This window comes from Sorangium sp. So ce426, from assembly GCF_051475585.1.
Taxonomy (GTDB): domain Bacteria; phylum Myxococcota_A; class Polyangia; order Polyangiales; family Polyangiaceae; genus Sorangium; species Sorangium cellulosum_B.
Window position 1 is genome coordinate 3357685 of the sequence record NZ_CP150341.1, and the last position, 18772, is coordinate 3376456.

Annotated in this window: 14 protein-coding genes; 8 read left to right on the top strand and 6 right to left on the bottom strand. The window is 68.8% G+C overall.

Features of this window, described 5'->3' with window-relative positions:
* Nucleotides 1–171: 171 nt before the first annotated feature.
* The 3 genes from tnpC to WMF44_RS12865 form a co-directional block, all read right to left on the bottom strand.
* A complete protein-coding gene (gene tnpC / locus WMF44_RS12855; protein ID WP_437294747.1) occupies nt 172–2214 on the bottom strand; it encodes an IS66 family transposase in 2043 nt (680 codons plus the stop codon).
* 257 nt (nt 2215–2471) lie between these two features.
* Entirely contained in the window at nt 2472–2816 is a 345-nt protein-coding gene (gene tnpB, locus WMF44_RS12860) for an IS66 family insertion sequence element accessory protein TnpB (protein WP_165373740.1), read from the bottom strand.
* On the bottom strand, nt 2813–3265 hold the full coding sequence (locus WMF44_RS12865; RefSeq protein WP_437294748.1) for a helix-turn-helix domain-containing protein: 453 nt from the start codon (nt 3263–3265) through the stop codon (nt 2813–2815). The genes tnpB and WMF44_RS12865 overlap by 4 nt, the downstream gene beginning before the upstream one ends.
* A 590-nt stretch (nt 3266–3855) precedes the next feature.
* Between WMF44_RS12865 and WMF44_RS12870 the strand changes: the two genes are divergently transcribed.
* Genes WMF44_RS12870 through WMF44_RS12885 form a run of 4 tightly spaced genes read left to right on the top strand, consistent with a single transcriptional unit; the run spans nt 3856 to nt 6594 of the window.
* A complete protein-coding gene (locus WMF44_RS12870) occupies nt 3856–4653 on the top strand; it encodes a hypothetical protein (RefSeq protein ID WP_437299420.1) in 798 nt (265 codons plus the stop codon).
* Nucleotides 4654–4696: 43 nt separating this feature from the next.
* The gene (locus WMF44_RS12875) at nt 4697–5065 is read left to right on the top strand and encodes a TIR domain-containing protein (protein WP_437301558.1); all 369 of its coding nucleotides are present in this window, start codon (nt 4697–4699) and stop codon (nt 5063–5065) included.
* 9 nt (nt 5066–5074) lie between these two features.
* Nucleotides 5075–6049 (top strand): caspase family protein, encoded by a 975-nt coding sequence (locus WMF44_RS12880; RefSeq protein WP_437299421.1) that lies wholly within the window; start codon nt 5075–5077, stop codon nt 6047–6049.
* Complete coding sequence (locus tag WMF44_RS12885; protein WP_437299422.1) at nt 6049–6594, top strand: toll/interleukin-1 receptor domain-containing protein; 546 nt, start codon at nt 6049–6051, stop codon at nt 6592–6594. Before WMF44_RS12880 ends, WMF44_RS12885 begins: the two co-directional genes overlap by 1 nt.
* Nucleotides 6595–6687: 93 nt before the next feature.
* Here the strand turns inward: WMF44_RS12885 and WMF44_RS12890 are convergent, their stop codons facing one another.
* Nucleotides 6688–8382 carry a recombinase family protein gene (locus WMF44_RS12890; RefSeq protein ID WP_437299423.1) on the bottom strand — a complete coding sequence of 565 codons (1695 nt, stop codon included), beginning with the start codon at nt 8380–8382 and terminating at the stop codon, nt 6688–6690.
* A 172-nt stretch (nt 8383–8554) separates the two neighbouring features.
* Here WMF44_RS12890 and WMF44_RS12895 point away from each other — a divergent pair, with 172 nt between their 5' ends.
* Complete coding sequence (locus tag WMF44_RS12895) at nt 8555–10063, top strand: hypothetical protein (protein WP_437299424.1); 1509 nt, start codon at nt 8555–8557, stop codon at nt 10061–10063.
* A gap of 98 nt (nt 10064–10161) precedes the next feature.
* Nucleotides 10162–10881 (top strand): hypothetical protein, encoded by a 720-nt coding sequence (locus tag WMF44_RS12900; protein ID WP_437299425.1) that lies wholly within the window; start codon nt 10162–10164, stop codon nt 10879–10881.
* Between the two features lie 105 nt (nt 10882–10986).
* On the opposite strand, the gene WMF44_RS12905 is transcribed toward WMF44_RS12900, so the two are convergent.
* Both WMF44_RS12905 and WMF44_RS12910 read right to left on the bottom strand, forming a co-directional pair.
* Entirely contained in the window at nt 10987–12291 is a 1305-nt protein-coding gene (locus tag WMF44_RS12905) for an ammonium transporter (RefSeq protein WP_437301559.1), read from the bottom strand.
* A gap of 230 nt (nt 12292–12521) precedes the next feature.
* Nucleotides 12522–14174: a 4-alpha-glucanotransferase gene (locus tag WMF44_RS12910; RefSeq protein WP_437299426.1), complete on the bottom strand. Its 1653-nt coding sequence runs from the start codon at nt 14172–14174 to the stop codon at nt 12522–12524.
* 303 nt (nt 14175–14477) lie between these two features.
* On the opposite strand from WMF44_RS12910, the gene glgX reads away from it, so the two are divergent.
* Complete coding sequence (gene glgX / locus WMF44_RS12915; RefSeq protein ID WP_437299427.1) at nt 14478–16811, top strand: glycogen debranching protein GlgX; 2334 nt, start codon at nt 14478–14480, stop codon at nt 16809–16811.
* Between the two features lie 386 nt (nt 16812–17197).
* Nucleotides 17198–18718 (top strand): serine/threonine-protein kinase, encoded by a 1521-nt coding sequence (locus WMF44_RS12920; protein WP_437299428.1) that lies wholly within the window; start codon nt 17198–17200, stop codon nt 18716–18718.
* Nucleotides 18719–18772 lie beyond the last annotated feature (54 nt).

The window sequence follows — 18772 nt, forward strand, 5'->3', positions numbered from 1 at the left end:
GCGACCCGAAGGCGCCCCGCCACGACGAGGTCGACGGCGGCCGGGCGAAGCGACGACAGCACCGGCTCGACGAGCCGACGCACCTCGGCGCGGAAAGGACGCGCGCCGGTCTCGGCCGCTCCGGACGCGACGAGCGCTGTGAGCGCGACGGAAGCGGGCGACGCGGTGCGATCAGCGGTCGCGGAAGGCGAGCCGCGAGCCGGTGATCCGAGCCATGTCCAGGTACTTGAGCCGCCCTTCGGCAATGAGGCGTTGTCGCGTCGCGACCCAGTTCTTGGGACTCAGGTCGAGGATGCGACTGAGCGGATAGCTCGGAGCCACGGTCAGGATCTCCTGCAAGTAGAGCTCGGGGTCGAGCCCGTGCATCTGGCAGGTCGCGATGAGCGACGAGATGGCACAAGACCGGACAGCGTGCTCGTCGCTGCCGTGGAAGAGCCAGTTGCGCCGTCCCTTGACGACGCGGCGCAGAGCCCTCTCGGAGGCATTGTTGTGGATGGGGATCTCGCCGTTGGAGAGGAACTCGCAGAGCGCCTCCCTCTGGTTGTGCAGATAGACCAGCCCCTCGCGCAACGGCGAATGCTCCGGGACGACCTGCCGCTGCGCCTCGGCCCAGGCGAAGAGCTTCTCGATTATCGGTGCGGACTCGCGCTGCCGGATCTCGAGGCGCTCGTCCGGGCTGCACAGGGCGCATTCTTCCTCGACGTGGAAGAGCGCCTGGAGGGTCTGGAGCGCGAACGCCGCCTCCTTGCCCGCCCCGGCCTTGAACGCCTTGAAGAAGCGCCTTCGTGCATGGCTCCAGCAGCCGGCCTCACGCGCCTTGCCCGGCCCGAACAGCACGTTGTGGTTGGCCGAGGCATCGGCGACGAGCGTCCCCTGGTAGCCGCCGAAGAGCTTCGCGACGGTGAGGCCGTCGTACGTCGGTGTATAGCGGAACAGCACCCCATCGCCCGGCGCGACCAGGACGAAGACATGCCCATAGCGGTGCTTGTCCTTGGCCCGGATGGCGGTGCCCGTCGCATCCATGGCGAACCACGACCTCGAGAGCGCGTCGCTCCAGATGGCATCGGCGATGCGCATCGCGATGCCGCCACAATCGTACTGCCAGCGTGTCATGTTACCGCGGCCGATGCGGAAGCCGTGGCGATCCGACTCCACCTCTTGCCGGTAGTAGGGCGTGTGGTAGTCGAGCTTGTGGACGAACAGATGGGCCAAGAGGCTCGGATCGGCAAGGCACCTGTCGATCGGGCGCTCCGGCAGCGAGGCGATCTTCACCGGTCCGCTGTCCTCCGCAGCGTCCGACTCGGGCGTGTAGCGTACAAGGACGCCGTCGACGAAGGGGCTTTGCTTGAAGGACGTGTCCGCGGGGATCCCCGAGAGCTCGTGCTCCCGCACGACGAGCGGCTCGCCGCGCTCGTGATTCAAGGCCGGCCCGGCGGCTGGCGAAGGAGCCGGCTCCTCTTCAGCTGCGCTGCTCGCCGCCGGTGCCTCCGCCTTGGCCACGTACTTGAGGCGACGCGTGACGAGCTCGAGGAGGCCGCCACGCCGGTAGCCGATGCTCGAGCTGTCTTCGGCGCCCACACGCTCGAAGCGCTCGAGGCCTTTGAGCAGCACCTCCTGCGGCAGCGACTCGATGATCACCCTCGGAATGACACCGATGCGGCGGCGCCCGTGCTCGTGGCGCTTGACTGGCTTGCCACCTCCGGGATCGGAGCCGGAGGAGGATTCTACCGTCCCCGCGTGCTCCGGTGGTCCCGCGGAGCCCGGCGGCGGGCCGCTGGCCTCGCCCGGGTCCACTTCGGGCGCGGCGTCGACGCTCTCGACCTGCGACGAAGTCGGAGGCGGACAGGCATCTGGCTCCCCGGCCAGCGAAAGCCGCAGCTGGTCAGGCGAGATCTGCTCGGAGACGTGGCGCCGGAACCCGATCTCCAGGGTCCGAATCGTCTCCTGCAGCTGTTGATTGTACGCCTTGAGCGACGCGACGGTGCGAGCGAGCTCTTGGGCCTGCTGCTCCGCCGTCGAAAGCTCACCCAGCCTCGCCTCGAGCTCCTGCACCCGCCGGAGCAGCGCGTCGACCACCGACGCGGGGCCGGCGGGGCTCCCCTGTCCTTGTCCCCTGGCCTGGAGATAGCCGAGCACGAGCGCCGCGCCGTCAAGGCGCTCTGTCTCCGTCGACTGCGGCAGCGCGGTCTCACCGGGGCGTGTCGTCGAGGTCAAGGCGCGCCATGGATGCCCCCTGCGCTTGCTCTTGACAAGTACCTTGTGCAGAGAAAAATTCGCTGGTTTTGATGAGAATTTCTCGTCGAAGACGGGAATGCAGGACCGCCATGGTGCGCCATCGGCGGCGCGCTCTCGCGAGGTCTTCGGGCGCGATGCAGCGCGCGCCCTGCTCCATCTCCGCATCGGGCTGCGCCGGCCGCCATCGGGCCGCGCTGGCGCCGGCAGCGCGGTGAACGAGCGCCGGCGCAGACGCCTCAGTGGACCAGCCGGCGGCGGCTTGCCAGCTCTTCTACAGGCAGACCGGCGAGCAGCTGCGCGAAGTCCTGTGCTGACAGCTCGATACACCTGCCGTCGGCCTCGGTGAACGAAGGCAGAGCAAATGCGCCCTTCGAGAGACGCTTATACAAGATCGTGTATCCATTGCGATCCCACCAAAGGGCTTTGAGCCGGTTACGCCTCCTGTTGAGGAACAAGAACAGCGCGCCGCTGGCCGGGTCCAAGCACAGCACCTGCCGGGTGATCGCGGCGAGCCGGTCGAAAGCGCCACGCAAGTCCACTGGACCGACCGCCAGATACACGGCTATCGTCGCGGGGGTCACCGTCCCCTCCGCAACGCTTCGATCGCTTCCACGAGCTCGCGCGCGCCTATCCCACATACCTGCATCCGCGTCCCATCGGCAAACGCGACGTTGAGCCGCAAAGGCGGTGCCTCGCGGCGCTCCGGGCGCACCACGACGGGTAGGAACGGAACATGCTGGGCCGCCTTGGGGGCTCTTGGCAACGCACCCTCGTGTGCGCGCTCACCGTCAGCCACCCATCGGTCGGCAGTCATCTTGTGGACACCGAGCTCCGTGGCGATCTCGGTCGGTGTTGCCCCCGAGCGGGAGCGCGCCTTGGCGTACGCCTCGGCTCGCTCCCGCAGCTCGCTCGGGAATTTCCCACGGCTCTTCTGCTCTCGATACCTCGACAGCTCTGCACGCAGCTGTACCAGCTCCCTGCTTCCTGGCATCGCTCGCTCCTCTTCGCTCGGCGAGGGCACGGCCCTCATCTGGCGTCGCGTAGCGTGTAACCGAATCTGGCCAGGGGAAAGACGCGGTCTGCGGAGCGGCTACATTGTTGTTGCCGATGTGGCAAAGCGGGATGAGGCCGAGAGCGTGCTGCGCCAAATTCGAAAACTGCTTTCAGTTAGTGAATTCGATGCGGGGGTTCCACTGCTGTTGCGGACAGAGGCGTGGGATGGTCACTTCGATCGAGAGTTGGAGATGCGGGTTCGGGCGCTTGTGAGCTCCGACGGTCTCGCTCGTAAAAAAATGCTTTCGGCGATGCATAGACAGGCGACCTTTAGAGTTCTGTGTCTTTTTGCGGCATTCTTGTGTGCGCTCTGGTTCGCATGCCGTCTTTGCGGTTGATAGCCCTGCATTGCCAGAGATTCTATTCGCTTTCGTTGGGGCCGGCAATCTATCTAACAGCCCGTTCCACCGGACGACGCTGCGCGTCGCCTCTGAACTGGGACGTTGGGCAGGTCAGCGGCTAGTGCCGACCGGTGCGCCCGGGCAGAGGACCCGTACTAGCGCACGAGAAAATTGCGTTGCGCGCCCAGAGTCCCCGGGTTACGGTGCGCCTGCTACTGGAGGATCCATGCACGCGCGCGCCAATGTTTTCGCAATCCATTCCTGGGATGACGCCGACGTCTTGCGGCGGATGGAGGAGCTGCTGCGCGTGGCCGACCCTAGCCTCGCCCACTACTCCGTGCCTCCGGAGCGGGCCCTCCAGGGTACCTCCGAGGACGTGGAGCGGAATATCACCCACCGGATCTCCGTCGCAACTGCGGTCGTGGTGATGAACACGCCCGGGCTCCACCAACGCGAAACCGCGACATTCGAGATGGAGACGGCGGTGCGGATGGGGAAGCGCATCGTCGTTGTGCAGCCCCATGGGAATTTTGATCTGCCTGTACCGCAAGTGCTGGACGGGCGCGTCTACCGCTACGCCGCCTGGCGGAGCGACGTCGTGGGCAGGGCGATCCGTGGCGAGTATCCTCAGGATGGACGGGTATTCGACCTCGCTGAGGTCGTCGACCGTCGGGTGCTCATCGGTATCCTGGCCGCTGGGGTTGCTACAGTAAGCTTCATCGTCATCGCGCGCGCGTCCAGCGCGCTTCAGGCGCTCCAGCAGGACCTCGCCGCCCGAGGTATCGATCTGCATTGGGACGGTGAGGCCACGCGCACGGTGATCCAGCACACGCTCGTTGGTGCGAGCGTTGGGCTGCTTCTCGGGGCGCTCACCGGAGATGGAAAGGCAGCTCTTTATATAGCTGCGGGAGGCGCAGCAATCGGCGCCGCTGCGGGAGTGCATCGCGTGTACAACGCGCGCCTGATCGGCACGACCCATCTGCGTGTCCCGACTATCGAGCCTATGTCGTGCCTGAAAGTTTGAGCGAGCACGATTCATCTGTCGCTAGGAGAGCTCAATGGCCACGATGAACCGCATCTTCATCAGCTTCGCGATCGAGGACAAGAGCTATCGGGATCTGCTCGTGGGACAGGCGAGAAACGCCAAGATCCCCTTCGAGTTCATCGACATGTCCGTGAAGGAACCCTGGGACGCGAAGTGGAAGACGAACTGCCGCACGCGGATAAAGGGTTGCGACGGCGTGATCGTGCTCGTCAGCAAGAGCACCGCCAATGCGGAGGGTGCGCTCTGGGAGATTAAGTGCGCGAAGGAGGAGGGCGTGCCCATCCGCGGGATCTACTGCACGGCCGACAACCGTCCGGTAACCACGCCCGAAGGCTTGAAGGTGCTGAGCTGGACGTGGGACAACATTACCAACTTCATCAATTCGCTGTAGGGGTGGACAGTGCGCAAGGCCCTGGTAATCGGAATCGATTATTACGAGCACGTGAACCGGCTGCACGGGTGCGTGAACGACGCGCACAACGTGGCGAGCATTCTCGGACGCAATGGGGATGGCTCAGTAAATTTCGATGTTCGGCTACTGACGGGGACTGGACCCGGGGCGACGGTGAGCCGGGAAGAACTGCGGGCAGCAGTCGAGCAGCTATTCCGGGACGACAGCGATGTTGCGTTGCTGTACTTCGCGGGGCACGGTCATGTGGAAGCTACCGGGGGCTACTTGATGGCCTCTGATGTGCGCATGGGCAACGGCGGTCTTCCCCTTAACGAGGTCATGACCTTCGTCAACGGCTCCGCAGCAAAGAACCGGGTTATCATCCTCGATAGCTGCCACTCTGGTGTGGCGGGCAACTTAGACACGGGAGCAAACGTGGTGCAGCTCGCCGAGGGTGTGACGATCCTCACTGCATCTGCAAAGGACCAATATGCGAGCGAGGACAACGGCTCGGGGGTCTTCACCATGCTGCTGGTGGACGCGTTAGGCGGAGCCGCGGCGAACCTAGTTGGAGAGATTACGCCGGGTAGCGTCTACGCTCACATTGATCAGTCGCTAGGGTCGTGGGATCAGCGCCCCTTATTCAAAACCAACGTGAAGAAGTTCGTATGGCTTCGCAAGGTGCCATCTCCAGTCTCGCAGGCGGAGTTGCGCCGTCTCGTTGAGTTCTTCCCGAACCCTGGCGCCGAGTTCGCGCTGGATCCATCGTTCGAGCCGGAGCGCGCGCCAGGGGCGGAGCACCTGCCTCTGCCCAATCCGATCAATACGGCGAAGTTCGCCGTGCTCCAGAAGCTCAACCGCGTGAACGTCGTGGTTCCGGTGGACGCGCCGCACATGTGGCACGCGGCGATGGAGTCCAAGAGCTGCAAGCTCACTGTCTTAGGCGAGCATTATCGGCGTCTAGTGACCAAAAAGCGCATTTGATGGCCGGTCAGAATAGGTTCTTCCGCGGTGGTTTGCACGAACGCAGTGTCATTAAGGCGGATGGGCGGCCCGCCGGCACCTGCGTGTTCATCTCACACAAGTGGGAAGACAAGGAAGTGGCCAGGCTCGTCGCTATGGAGCTGCAAGCACTCGGGCTCGATTACTGGCTCGACGTGGACGATGATGACTCTATGGCCGCGGCCCGGGAAGGGAACGAGGCCGCGATGTGCAATGCGGTTGAGCGCGGCCTCCAGAATTCAACATGCCTTCTAGCGCTCATCTCCCGAAGAACGAGGGGTTCGTGGTGGGTGCCGTTTGAGATTGGAGCCGCCCGTGCATATAGCCGAACACTCGTCTTTCTTGTGCACAAAGATGTTTCCGACAGGCCGGCCTGGATGACGCTCGGCACGGTGATCAGCGACAGGCTTGATCTAGACTCCTGGGCCAATGCCATCGGGGCGCCGACGCGCCTCGTGGAGGTGCGCAAGGCCGCAATATCCCGCGACATCGACTCGGTGTTGCCTCGTGTGCGCATTCTTCGGTAGGCGTCACTCGGCGCGGCGCAATGTGGGGATAAGCCGGGCGAGTCAAACACCTGAATTCGGACATCGGCAGAGAGCGCGAGTAACGCTGAGCGGTCAAGTCTGTGAACGTCCCACTCGAACGACGGCACCTTCTGGCGAACCGAGGTGGTCACGCGCGGACAAGGTCGTCGCGGGGAGCGCAGGGATGACCGGAGACGGCGATGCGACGGGCGAGGGGGCGGGCAGGGTTGCGACAATCGGCGCAGGGCGTAGTGCTGGCAATTCCTGCGCTCCATGCGCCGCTGATATCTGCGATGGATCGCGCCATGTGGTCCTGACCTGCTTGTCCTTCGTTGCCTCGACTTTGGAGGAGAACGAGCGGATCAGCGCTCGCTGGATGTCTACCGGCAAAACATTCCACTCGTCGACTATCTGTTGGACGTAGGCGTGTGCGTGCTTTCGAGTCTCGACGGTATCGTTGCCTGCTGTCTCCTTGAACTCGGCTTCCTTCGCCTCGATCGCTGCAAGCGCGTCGTCGAGGCGATTCAGTTCCATCTTCACGTCGTCGACGGTGAAGAGGCCCTTTGCGACAAATTCCACGACTCGCTGCCGCGAGGTCTTGATCTCGCGGCGCTGGGCGGTGAAATCGGGCTTCTCGATCTGACGCGGCGGTCTCGTCAGCGAAGTGAGGAGCGAGCGAGCAAACGTCAAGAATTGCTCGCTTGCGGCGGCGTCCGCGTCCGGCTGGCGAAGCCATGCGCTGAGCTTGCATCGGACGCCTTTCTCCTTCTGCTCCACATGGCCACGGCAGACGTAGTAGCCCACCTTGTGTCGGCCGCTGCGGTCCACCGGACGGGCAGCGACGCTGCCGCCGCATTCCGCGCAACGGCAGAAGCCGCGCAGCAAGTAGTTCGCCGTCGCGGACGTGTCCTGGGGCTTCCTCCCGCGACGACGGCCTCTCAATGCAAGCTGGGCGTTGTTGAATGTTTCATCGTCGATGATCGCCTCATGTGCAGCGATCCACTCGGCCGGAAGTTGCACGACGCCGCGTGTGGCGCTCGGCCGCACGCTGGTCTTTGCGACACGGCCCGTGTAGGTTCGGTTGCGCAGCGCGGTAACAACCCAGGCGCGCCCGAACGCCTTGATGCTGCCATACTCCTGACGGAGCCGCTTGGCGGTCTGGAATACGCTATGGCCTTCAAGGCAGAGCGCGAACATGCGACGCACCACCGCGGCGTGCTCCGGAACCACGCGGAGGGGGAGCGGCGTCTTCGTCCCTTTGGGCTTCGGCTGGCGTTCGTAGCCGAACGGCGGATGCCCTTCGACGAAGTGCCCTTGTGCGCGCAGGTGCTTCCGCCCCCCTTCGGTCCGCTCCTTGATCCGACGGCGCTCCTGCTCCGCCCCGACCGCCCAGTTGGCGAGCGTGTCCTCTGCCATCGGCGAGCGCGAATCGAACCCCTTGTCAATGGCGACGAACACGGCGCCCTTGCGCATGATCTGCCGAACGTTTTTGACAATGAAGACCACGTCACGCCCGAAGCGGTCGATGTCCGTCACGACGACCATGTCGCCCCGGCGGACGTCCGCCAGGAGCGCGGCGACCTTCTTCCGGTTCACCTCGTTCTCCTCGCCGCCGCTCTCTACCTCCGGGAACAGGATCGGCGCCGGCAGCGAATGGAGCCGGCAGTAGTTGCCGATCCTCTCGGCCTGGGCGTCCAGGGAGACGCCTGCGATCTCCTGCTCCCTCGTGCTGACGCGCGGGTAGCCGAGCGTCCGCCGGATCGCGGCATTGGGGGTTGCGTCTTTCATTTGTTTCACCTGTCCGAAAGGTTGATCATGCTCCAGCCCGCCCGGCTGAGCAAATCGCCGGTTTTGGCCGGAATTTCGGCCTCCTCTGCGTGTACTAAAAGTTTCGCTACTCTGGCGCGGCGGCGTCGGCGCCCTCCTCGGGAGCGCGGCGCCGTGGGTCTCGCCGCACGACGTGCTCGCGGAGCTGGTCGACGGGGAGGTGATCGTCCGCCGCAAGGAGAGCCGCTTTCCGGGGGACGAGGAGTTCATGTTCCGCCACGCGCTCCTGCGGGAGGGGGCCTACGAGATGCTCACCGAGACGGATCGCGTCCTCGGGCACCGGCTCGCGGCCGCCTTCCTGGAGGAGCGAGGCGCGAGCGATCCCGCGATGCTCGCCGAGCACCTCGAGCGCGGGCTGGACCTTCCGCGCGCCGGGAGCTTCTACCTGCGCGCCGCCGAGCAGGCGCTCCGGGGGAGCGATCCGGACGCGGCGATCGCGCGCGCCCGGCGAGGGCTCGAGTGCGGCGCGCCGGACGCGGTGCACCTCAGCTTGCTCGGCGTGCTCTCGGAGGTCCACGCGTGGCGCAGCGAATGGGACCAGGCCTTCCTGTACCTCGACGAGGCGCAGCGCCTCCTGACGCCGGGGAGCATGCCCTGGGTGAGGACGGTGCCCGCGAAGATGACCGCGGACATCCACCTCGGCAGGCTCGACGAGCTCATGACGACGGTGCGCACGCTGCAGGCGGTCGAGCTCTCCCCGGAGGGGGTCGCCTCGGCGGCGTTCGCGCTCGCGGCCGGGAGCTACTACGCGGCGCAGCTGGGCGAGTTCAGGCTCGCCGACGCGCTGACGAGGCGGGTGCGCGAGGTGACCGAGCCGGTCGCGGAGCGGGACCCCGTCGCGCGCGGGTGGCTGCAGACCGCGCTGGCGTTCCACGAGGCGTGGCGGGACGGGGACCTGTGGACGGGCCTGTGCATGGCCGAGGCGGCGCGCGCGAGCTTCGTGCAGGCGGGGTACTGGCGCGGCTCGATCGTCGGGCAGGTGGCGATCGGGATGAACGCCCTGCTGCTCGGCGATCTCCGGCGGGCGGAGCGCGAGCTCGGCGAGACGATGCCCGCGGGGGAAGAGCTCGGGCCGGTCTCGTGGCTCCGGACGTTCCTGTGCATCGAGGTGCAGATCGACCTCGGCGCGCTCGACCGCGCGCGCGCCGAGACGGGGAGGATGCTGGGGGTGGGGCTCGAGCGGCGCACCCCGCTGCAGCAAGGGTTCGCGCGCTGGGCGCTCGCGAGCCTGCTCCGCCGCGAGGGAGACCTCGAGGCCGCGGAGCGCGAGGCGCTGGCCGCGATCGAGCTCCTCGCGTCGTTCCCGCTGGAGCAGGTGGGGGCGAAGGCGCTGCTGTCCTCGATCCTGCTCGCCGCGGGCCGCGCCGCGGACGCGCTCGCCACGGCGCGGGAGGTCGCGTCGGCCCACGAGCGCTGGAGCGCGCCGGGGTACAAGAGCACGCTGGCCGAGCTCGTCCACGCGGAGGCGCTTCACGCGGCGGGCGACCGGGAGCGCGCGTCCGCGGTCATCGCCGGCGCGCGCGAGCGGCTTCTCGCGCGGGCAGAGGCGCTGCCCGCGGCGCACCGCCCGAGCTTCCTCGACATCCCCGAGAACGCGCGCGTGCTCGATCTCTCCCGGCAGTGGCTGCGCGCCGCGAGCTGACGCGCCGCGGGCGCCAAGCAGCGGCCGGCGGGCGGCCCGCTCCGCCGGACCGCCGCGCCCTGGCGCGCAGGCACGCCGGCGTATGGTAAAAATGTCCTGTGCCTTCCACGATCCCGGTGCGCTCCCCGCGGCTCCACCCCGTCTCGGCGGGATCGCGGCGATGGCTTCCCCGGGCGCTGGCCGGCGCGTGCTGCGCCTGGGCGATGGGCTGCGCGGAGAGCGCTCCCTCCTCGACGGCGCCGGCGGCGCGGGTCGCCTCACCGGCGCGGGCCGCTGCGCCGGCGCCCGCCGCGAGCGCCGCGCCCGCCGGCACGCCGCCGGCGTCTCCGCCGACAGCGGGGGCGCCATCTGGCGACGCGCCGGCGCGCGAGCGCTGGGTCGGTACGCTGGCGCTGACGAAGGGCTCGCAGCCCCTCATCGCCGGGAGGATGCTGCCGAGCGAGGACGCCGAGCGATGGCTCGGCCCCGACTGGCGCGCGCTGACCGGGCAGCGCGTCCGCGTGCTGGCGGTGCTGCGGGACCACGTCTGCGAGCCGCACGCTCAATGCATGATCGGGGGGATCATCCCGCTGCTGGAGCAGGTCGCGTCCGTCGAGCTGTGCAGCGGCGCGGGCTCCTCCGGCGGGGCGGCGGTCGTCGATTGCGCGCCGTCGCCGGCCCAGAAGGAGCGCTGTCAGGACGAGTGCCGCACGTTGAGCGAGGACTGCGGCCGGCGCGCCGACGGCGACCGCGGAGGGCTGCGCCGCTGCGGGTGCGCCAAGGTCACGTGCGAGCAAGGCTGCGAGGAGACCGGCGAGCCCGCCTTCACGTGCAGGTGACCGCTCCCTGCCGGCAAGGGCAGGGGGCTACCAAGAGGACAAAACGACGAAGGCCGCCTGGCACCCGCCAGGCGGCCTCCGCGAGCTAGCCTCCGCTGCGCTGGATCAGGCGCCTTCGCGCGCGAGCACAGGCGCCGGCGCCGGCCTGGCCGGGGGTTCGCTCTCGACGGCATGCGCGCCGCCCTCGCCGAGCGAGTAGGCCTCTTCGCCGTGGAGGGCGACGTCGAGGCCCTCGTCCTCGATCTCCTCGTCGACCCGGAAGCCCATCACCGCGCTGATCCCCTTCACGAGCACGAAGGTGACCACCGCCGCGTAAGCCGCCGCCACCGCGGCCGCGATCACCTGCTCGGTGAGCAGCGCCGAGTTGCCCTTCAGCAGGCCGTCCTGACCGGCCGAATTCCACACCGTGGAGGCGAACACGCCGGTGAGCAGCGCGCCGAGCAGCCCGCCCACGCCGTGGATGCCGAACGCGTCCAGGCTGTCGTCATAACCCAGCTTGCCCTTCAGCATCACGGCGCCGTAACACACCCCGCCCGCCGCGAGCCCGATCGCGACAGACGCCATCGGGCCGACGAAGCCCGCCGCCGGGGTGATGGCGACGAGGCCCGCGACGAGCCCGGACGCCACGCCGAGGAGCGACGGCTTGCCGAAGCGCACGGCCTCGATCAGCGCCCACGCGAGCGCCGCGATCGCCGCGGCGATGTGCGTGTTCACGAACGCCACCGAGGCGAGCCCGTTCGCCGCGAGCGAGGAGCCGCCGTTGAAGCCGAACCAGCCGAACCACAGGAGGCCGGCGCCGAGCAGCGTCATGGTGAGGTTGTGCGGCACGATCTTGCGCGTCGGGTAGCCCTTGCGCTTGCCGAGCATGATCGCCATCACGAGCGCGCTCGCGCCCGAGGAGAGGTGAACGACGGTGCCGCCGGCGAAGTCGAGCGCGCCGCGCGCGAGGAGCCACCCGCCAGGGTTCCAGACCCAGTGGCAGAGCGGGCTGTAGACGAGGAGCGACCAGAGCAGCGTGAACACCACATACGAAGAGAACTTGATGCGCTCGGCATAAGCGCCCGAGATCAGCGCCGGTGTGATGATGGCGAACATCATCTGGAACACCATGAACAGGAGGTGAGGCACCGTCATCCCGGCGCGCGGCTCGGTGCCAACGCCGTTCAGGAACGCGTGGTCGAGGCCGCCAATGAACCCGCCTTTGGATTCGGCGAACGCCAACGAGTACCCGAGCGTCACCCACGCCAGGGTCACGATCCCCATGGCGAAAAAGCTGTGCATGAATGTGCTGAGCGTGTTCTTCGTTCGGACCATGCCCCCGTAAAACAGGGCCAGCGCTGGCGTCATCAGCAGAACCATTGCCGACGAGACCAGGAGCCAGGTGGTGTCCGAGGCGTTGATTTCGTTCACTGGTGGCCTCCTCGACGGCGACACTAAGAGAAGGCAGTTTTCCGGAATGTTTCGTCGGCATATACTTCGTGACAGCACGAAGCATACCGCGACGACGCAGCGAGTCAGCGCGTGGGCGCCTCCGCGGTCAGCGCGCTGGCCGACTCGCTCCTGCAGCGGGTCGATGAATTTGCAGTGAGACTATATCGCCTGTGGGCCCGAGGGGGCGTGAGGCGGCGGGAGATGAAGCGTTATCCGCGCCCGCTGGACTCGATGCTCTCGCGCACCCGATCGAGCGCGGCCCGCACCTCGGGATCGCGATCGAGCGCAGCGGGCGGCGCCGGCAGCCGGAGCGACCAGTTCTGCGGCCCCACGGTCCCCGGGACGTTGATCCGATCGCGCGTGGCCAGCACGTCCTGGAGGAGCAGCAGCACGAGCTCGCTCTTCGAGCCGAGGATCAGGTCGAGCAGCGCGCGGTGGGTCTCCTTCGTGAACTGCGGGCCGAGCTCTTGCCGGCGCGGCGCGAGCTGCGGCAGCTCGAGGACCCCGGCGCGCTCCCGGTCGTCCCGCGACTCCCACCACACCACCACGGAGTCGGTGTCATGCGTCCCGAAGCAGGCCACCGAGAGCGCCGGATACTCCGCCGGATCGCGGAACACGACGTCGTTCTTCTCCCAGATCAGCACCTTGTAGCCCGGCACCCCGAGCTTCGAGAGCGACTCCCGGACCCACCCCGGCACCGCGCCGAGATCCTCCGCCACGAGCTGCGCCCCGGTCTCCGCCGCCCCCGCCAGCATCGCCCGCACGACCCGATCGCCGTGGTCGCGCTGCTCCGCCTCCTCCGCGGGATCGAAGGTCGCCCTGGGCCGCTCGCCCCCCGGGGGCGTTTGCCCTCGCTCCGGGAAGATGTACGTCCGGTAGAAGCCGACCAGGTGATCGATGCGGAACCGGTCGTAGAGCAGCCCCGTGTAGCGGCAGCGCCGCCTGAGCCACGCGAAGTCGTTCTCGCGCATCCGGGCCCAGAAATACGGCGGGAGCCCCCACCGCTGCCCCTCGGTGTCGAACTGGTCGGGCGGCGCGCCGACCGTCATGTCGTGCCGGAACTCGCCCTGGTGCGCCCACACGTCGGCGCTGTCGCGCGACACCATGAACGGGAGATCCCCCATGATCTCCACGCCCTTGCCCCGCAGATCCGCGCGCGCCGCCTCCCACTGCGCGTGCGCGAGCCACTGGACGTACTCGTAATAGAGGATGTCCCGCGCGCGCTCGCGCCGCAGCGCCTCGATCACCTCCGGCCTGCGCTCGCGGATCGCCTCGGGCCAGTCCCACCACGCCCTGCCCTCGAAGGCGTCCTTGAACGCGCGGAACTGCGCGTAGTCGGGCAGCCAGTCCGACTGCCGCTTCACGAACTCGCCGAGCTCGGCCGCGCGCGGCGTCTGCTTCGCGTGGTGCTCGCGCTCGAACACGTCGAAGGCGAAGCGCAGCGCCCGCCCCTTCACGCGGCGCACGAGATCGTAGTCGACGCGCGCGCTGTTCCGCGCGCGATCGAGCGCCCCGAGGTCGTCGCCGAGCGCCTCGCCGAGGCGCTCCGCCGGGAGCTCGGGCACGGCGGACAGCGAGATGAACATCGGATCGATCCCGAACGCGGAGAGCGCCATGTACGGCGACGTCTCGCCCCCCGACACCTCGCCGAGCGGCAAGAGCTGCACGAGGCGAAGGCCCGCGGCGCGCATCCACGCGGCGAACTCGGGGAGATCGCCGATCTCGCCGATGCCCCACGAGCGATCGCTGCGCAGGGAGAAGAGCGGCACCGTCACGCCCGCGATGCGGCGGCGCGCGCCGGAACCGGGACCGGAAGGCGACGATGAGCTCTGGGACTGATTTTCAGCAGAGGGGGAAGACATGGGCGTTTTTCGCTTGGCTCCAGGCGTTCGGGGGCGAAGTCTATCCCGGGTCGCGCCGCCCTGGATGCTCCTTCTGCGCCCGTGCGGTACCGCCGCCGCGCCGCCGCCGAGGCCGCGGCCGCCGCCGAGCTCGCGCAGGAGGGGGAGGGGGCCGCGACATCGCGCGCGGCGCGAGGGCGGGCCCGCCGAGCGGCCGGACGGCGGGCGATCCCGGGGGCGGGGACCGAAAAATCAGGCCGCGCGCGCTTGTTTCTCGACAGCGGCGCCGATCTCGCGAATAGGGCGGCTTCACAGGTTTTTCAGATGACCAGACGCATATGGCCCGGCACGCCCACCCCGCTCGGCGCCGTCTTTGACGGCGAGGGGGTCAACTTCACGCTCTTCTCCCAGTCCGCCACCAAGGTCGAGCTCTGCCTCTTCGAGGCCGTCGACGACGTCGTGGAGCGCGAGCGCATCGAGCTCCCCGAGCGGACGGCCCACGTCTTCCATGGCTACGTGCCGGGGCTCAAGCCCGGCCAGCTCTACGGCTACCGGGTGCACGGGCCCTACGACCCGCGCTCCGGGCAGCGCTTCAACCCGGCGAAGCTCCTCGTCGATCCCTACGCGTACGCGCTCTCCAGCGAGCCGAACTGGAAGGCGCCGCTCTTCGCCTACGACCGCGGGGGGCACCCCGAGCGCGGCGAGGGCGGCCCTGCCCGGCCCAAGGAGGCGGGCCGGGACGGCGCGGCGCCCGAGAAGGGCGAGGGCGGGCGCAAGACGGCGAGCGATCGCCGCGCCGCCGAGGCGCGCGGGAAGGACTCCACGCCGCCGCCCCCGCCGGCCCCGCTCGACGACCTGGAGATCTGCCACCGCGACAGCGCCTGGGGCGCGCCGAAGTCCGTCGTCGTCGACCACCGCTTCGCGTGGGACGGCGACCGGCCGCCGGCGACGCGCTGGCAGGACACGATCATCTACGAGGTCCACGTCAAGGGCTTCACCCAGCGGCACCCGGGCATCCCGAAGGAGCTGCGCGGCACCTACGCCGGGCTCGCCTCCGAGGCGGCGATCGCCCACTTCAAGAAGCTCGGCGTGACGGCGATCGAGCTGCTCCCTGTGCACGAGATGGCGAGCGAGCGCGAGATCTGGGAGCGCGGCCTCGTCAACTACTGGGGCTACAACACGCTCGCGTACCTCGCGCCCGCGGGCCGCTACGCGTCGAGCGGGCGGCTCGGCCAGCAGGTGACCGAGTTCAAGGCGATGGTGAAGGCGCTCCACGCCGCCGGCATCGAGGTGATCCTCGACGTCGTGTACAACCACACGGCGGAGGGGAACCACCTCGGCCCGACGCTCTCCCTGAAGGGGATCGACAACTGGACCTACTACCGGCTCGTGCCGCACAACCCGCGCTACTACATGGACTTCACGGGCTGCGGGAACACGGTGAACACGCGTCATTATCAGACGCTCCAGCTGGTGATGGACAGCCTGCGGTACTGGGTGACCGAGATGCACGTCGACGGCTTCCGCTTCGATCTCGCGTCGGCCCTCGCCCGCGGTCACCATGACTTCGACCGCCTGAGCTCGTTCTTCGACATCATCCATCAGGATCCGGTCCTCTCGCGCACGAAGCTCATCTCGGAGCCGTGGGACGTGGGCGAGGGCGGCTATCAGGTCGGCAACTTCCCGGTCCTCTGGACGGAGTGGAACGATCGTTACCGCGACTCGGTGCGCCGCTTCTGGAAGGGAGATCTGCTGGCGGCCGACCTCGGCTACCGGCTCACCGGGTCGAGCGATCTGTACGCGTCCAGCGGGCGCCGCCCTTACGCGAGCATCAATTTCGTGACGGCGCACGACGGCTTCACGCTGAACGATCTCGTCTCGTACAACGAGAAGCACAACGAGGCGAACGGCGAGTGCAACCGGGACGGCACGAACAACAACCACAGCTACAACCACGGTGTCGAGGGCCCCTCCAGCGACCCCGCTGTCGTCGAGCTGCGCGAGCGACAGAAGCGCAACCTCCTCGCGACGCTCCTCCTCTCGCAGGGGGTGCCGATGATCAACGCCGGCGACGAGATCGGAAAGACGCAGCTCGGCAACAACAACGCTTACTGCCAGGACAACGAGCTCTCCTGGCACGACTGGGACCTCGACGAGCGGCGGAAGCAGCTCTTCGAGTTCACCTGCCGCCTCATCGCCCTGCGCCGCAGCCAGCCCGTGCTGCGCCGGCGGATGTTCTTCTCGGGCGGTTACGTGCACGGGAGCGGGCTCAAGGACATCGTGTGGTTCCGCCCCGACGGCGCCGAGATGACGCCGGAGGACTGGACCCACCCGAACGCCCGGGCGATCGGCTACCTGCTCGGGGGCGACGCCCTGTCGGCGCTCGGTCCGCGCGCCGAGCCGATCTCCGGCGACACGCTGCTCGTGCTCATCAACGCGAACCACTCGCCGCTGGAGTTCGTGCTGCCCGCGATCGAGTTCGGCGAGCGGTGGGAGGTGCTCGTCGACACCCGCACCGCCGGGGAGCCGGCGCGCACGGTGCCCGCGAGGGCAGGGGGAGAGCGCTACCTGCTCGTCGACCGGTCCGTGGCCGTGCTGCGGCTCCTGGAGCGCAAGGAGAAGAAGAAGGTCAAGCGGGTGAAGGCGCAGCGGGCGTAGTCGCCCCGGCGCTCTCTCTCAGACGGCGATGCGTTGATGTCACCCGTGAAGCGCTGTTCGATCACGTTCAGGCCACGCGAACCCGTGTCGCGCGACCGGTGTCGTGCGGTGCAACCGATGTTGTGTCGCGGCCTGGACGCGCACATCGGCGGCGGACCGGGGGGCATGAGGGGGGCGCTGCTGCTCCGGTGCGGCGGGCGGCGTCCGTGGCCCGTACCCTCGGCGCCAACCATCAACAAGTACAGCAGCGCTGCGCCTCGCGACGCTGCCGCGTGGGCCTTCACGTGCACGTGCGCGAGGAGGGCGGGGCGTTCGCCGTTCAAAGGCATCCGCATTCGCGATACGCTGAGGTCATGTCGTCGCCTCTCTCCTCAGGTCGTTGTCCCATGGACGCATCGACCGGTCCGGGAAACGGCGGCGGCACGAAGATCACCGGCGTGCTGCAGCCGCCCTCCCTGGAGCGACCGCCCGATTCCTCGGCGAGAGACGCCGCGCGCGACGCCACCACGCTGGGCGGGCAGCCTGCGCCGCTCGGTCCTCCTGCGGTGGCCGGCGCAGGGCGGGACGAGGCGCGCTCCGCGCTCCTTCCGGGCCGTGTGGTGGCCGGGCGGTACCGGCTCGTGCATCCGCTCGGCCAGGGCGCGATGGGCGAGGTGTGGTGCGCGCACGACAGCGTCCGGCGCTTCGAGGTCGCGCTCAAGTTCCTCGTGCTCCCGCGCCACAACCTGGCCATCGACGCGATGGAGCGCTTCCGCTTCGAGGCGCAGGTCGCGGCCCAGCTCGGGCGGAAGACCGATTTCATCGTCACGGTGCACGACGCCGGTGAGGATCCCGAGGCGGGCCCGTTCCTCGTCATGGAGTACGTGCGCGGCCGGTCCCTCCGGCAGCTGATCCACGCGCGAGGGCCGGTGCCCGCGGCCGAGCTGGCCGCGCTCCTCCGTCAGATCGGAGAGGCCCTCTCGGTGGCGCACGGCCTCGGGATCGTGCACCGCGACATCAAGCCGTCGAACATCCTGCTCCGCGAGGGGCGCGACGGGCGCCTGCGCGCCAAGGTCGCCGATTTCGGGATCGCCAAGTGGATCCGCCAGGATCTGGCGGCCGATTTCCCGCGACAGACCGCGGAGGGCGTGGTGCTGGGCACGCCGGGCTACCTCAGCCCGGAGCACACGTGCGACGGGCACGCGGACCCGCAGCTCGACATGTGGGCCCTCGCGGTGGTCGCGCACGTTGCGCTCACCGGCCAGCAGCCGTTCGCCGGCCGCACCATCGCCGATGTGCTCTCCTCTATCCTCGCGGGCGCGCGCCCCCCGCTGTCGACGCTGTGCCCCGGCGCGCCGCCGGAGCTGGAGACGTGGTTCGCCCGCGCCTTCGCGCTGGATCCGGCGGAGCGGTTCCCCTCGATCGAGCCGATGATCTCCGCCTTCGTGGCCGCGGTCGGCCCTTCGGCCGCGCCGAGCGCGCCGGCGCCCGCCGCGCCGGTTCGACGGACCGGGCTGCACCTCGCGGCGGCTGGCCTCGTCGTGGCGCTCGGGCTGGGGCTTCTGCTCACCACAGCGCTGTCCTCGCAGCGCCTGGAGGCCGCCGCCGAGCTGCGGGTGATCAGCGGCGAGGTGCTCTCCGCCGCCCGCGGCGCTCTCGTGGCGCAGGCGCCCGCGGCACCCCAGGCGGGCGCGACCTCGACGGCTCCCGCGGCCGGGCCCGCGACGGCGCCGCCCCCCGCCCCGCAGCCTGCGGAGCCCGCGCCGCTGCCGGCCGCGGCGAGCCCCGTCCCGACGTCTCCGGCGCTCGCGCCGCGGCCAGCCTCGGCGCGCACCGTTCGTGCGCCCGGCGCGCCGGCGAGCACCGGCAAAGCGCCCGCGCGGAAGCGGACGACCGACGCAGGCAAACAGAAGAGCGCGATCTTCTGAGCGCCGATGCGCGTAACCGATCCTTCGCCACCCGAGTCCAGCGGCCGCCGGCGG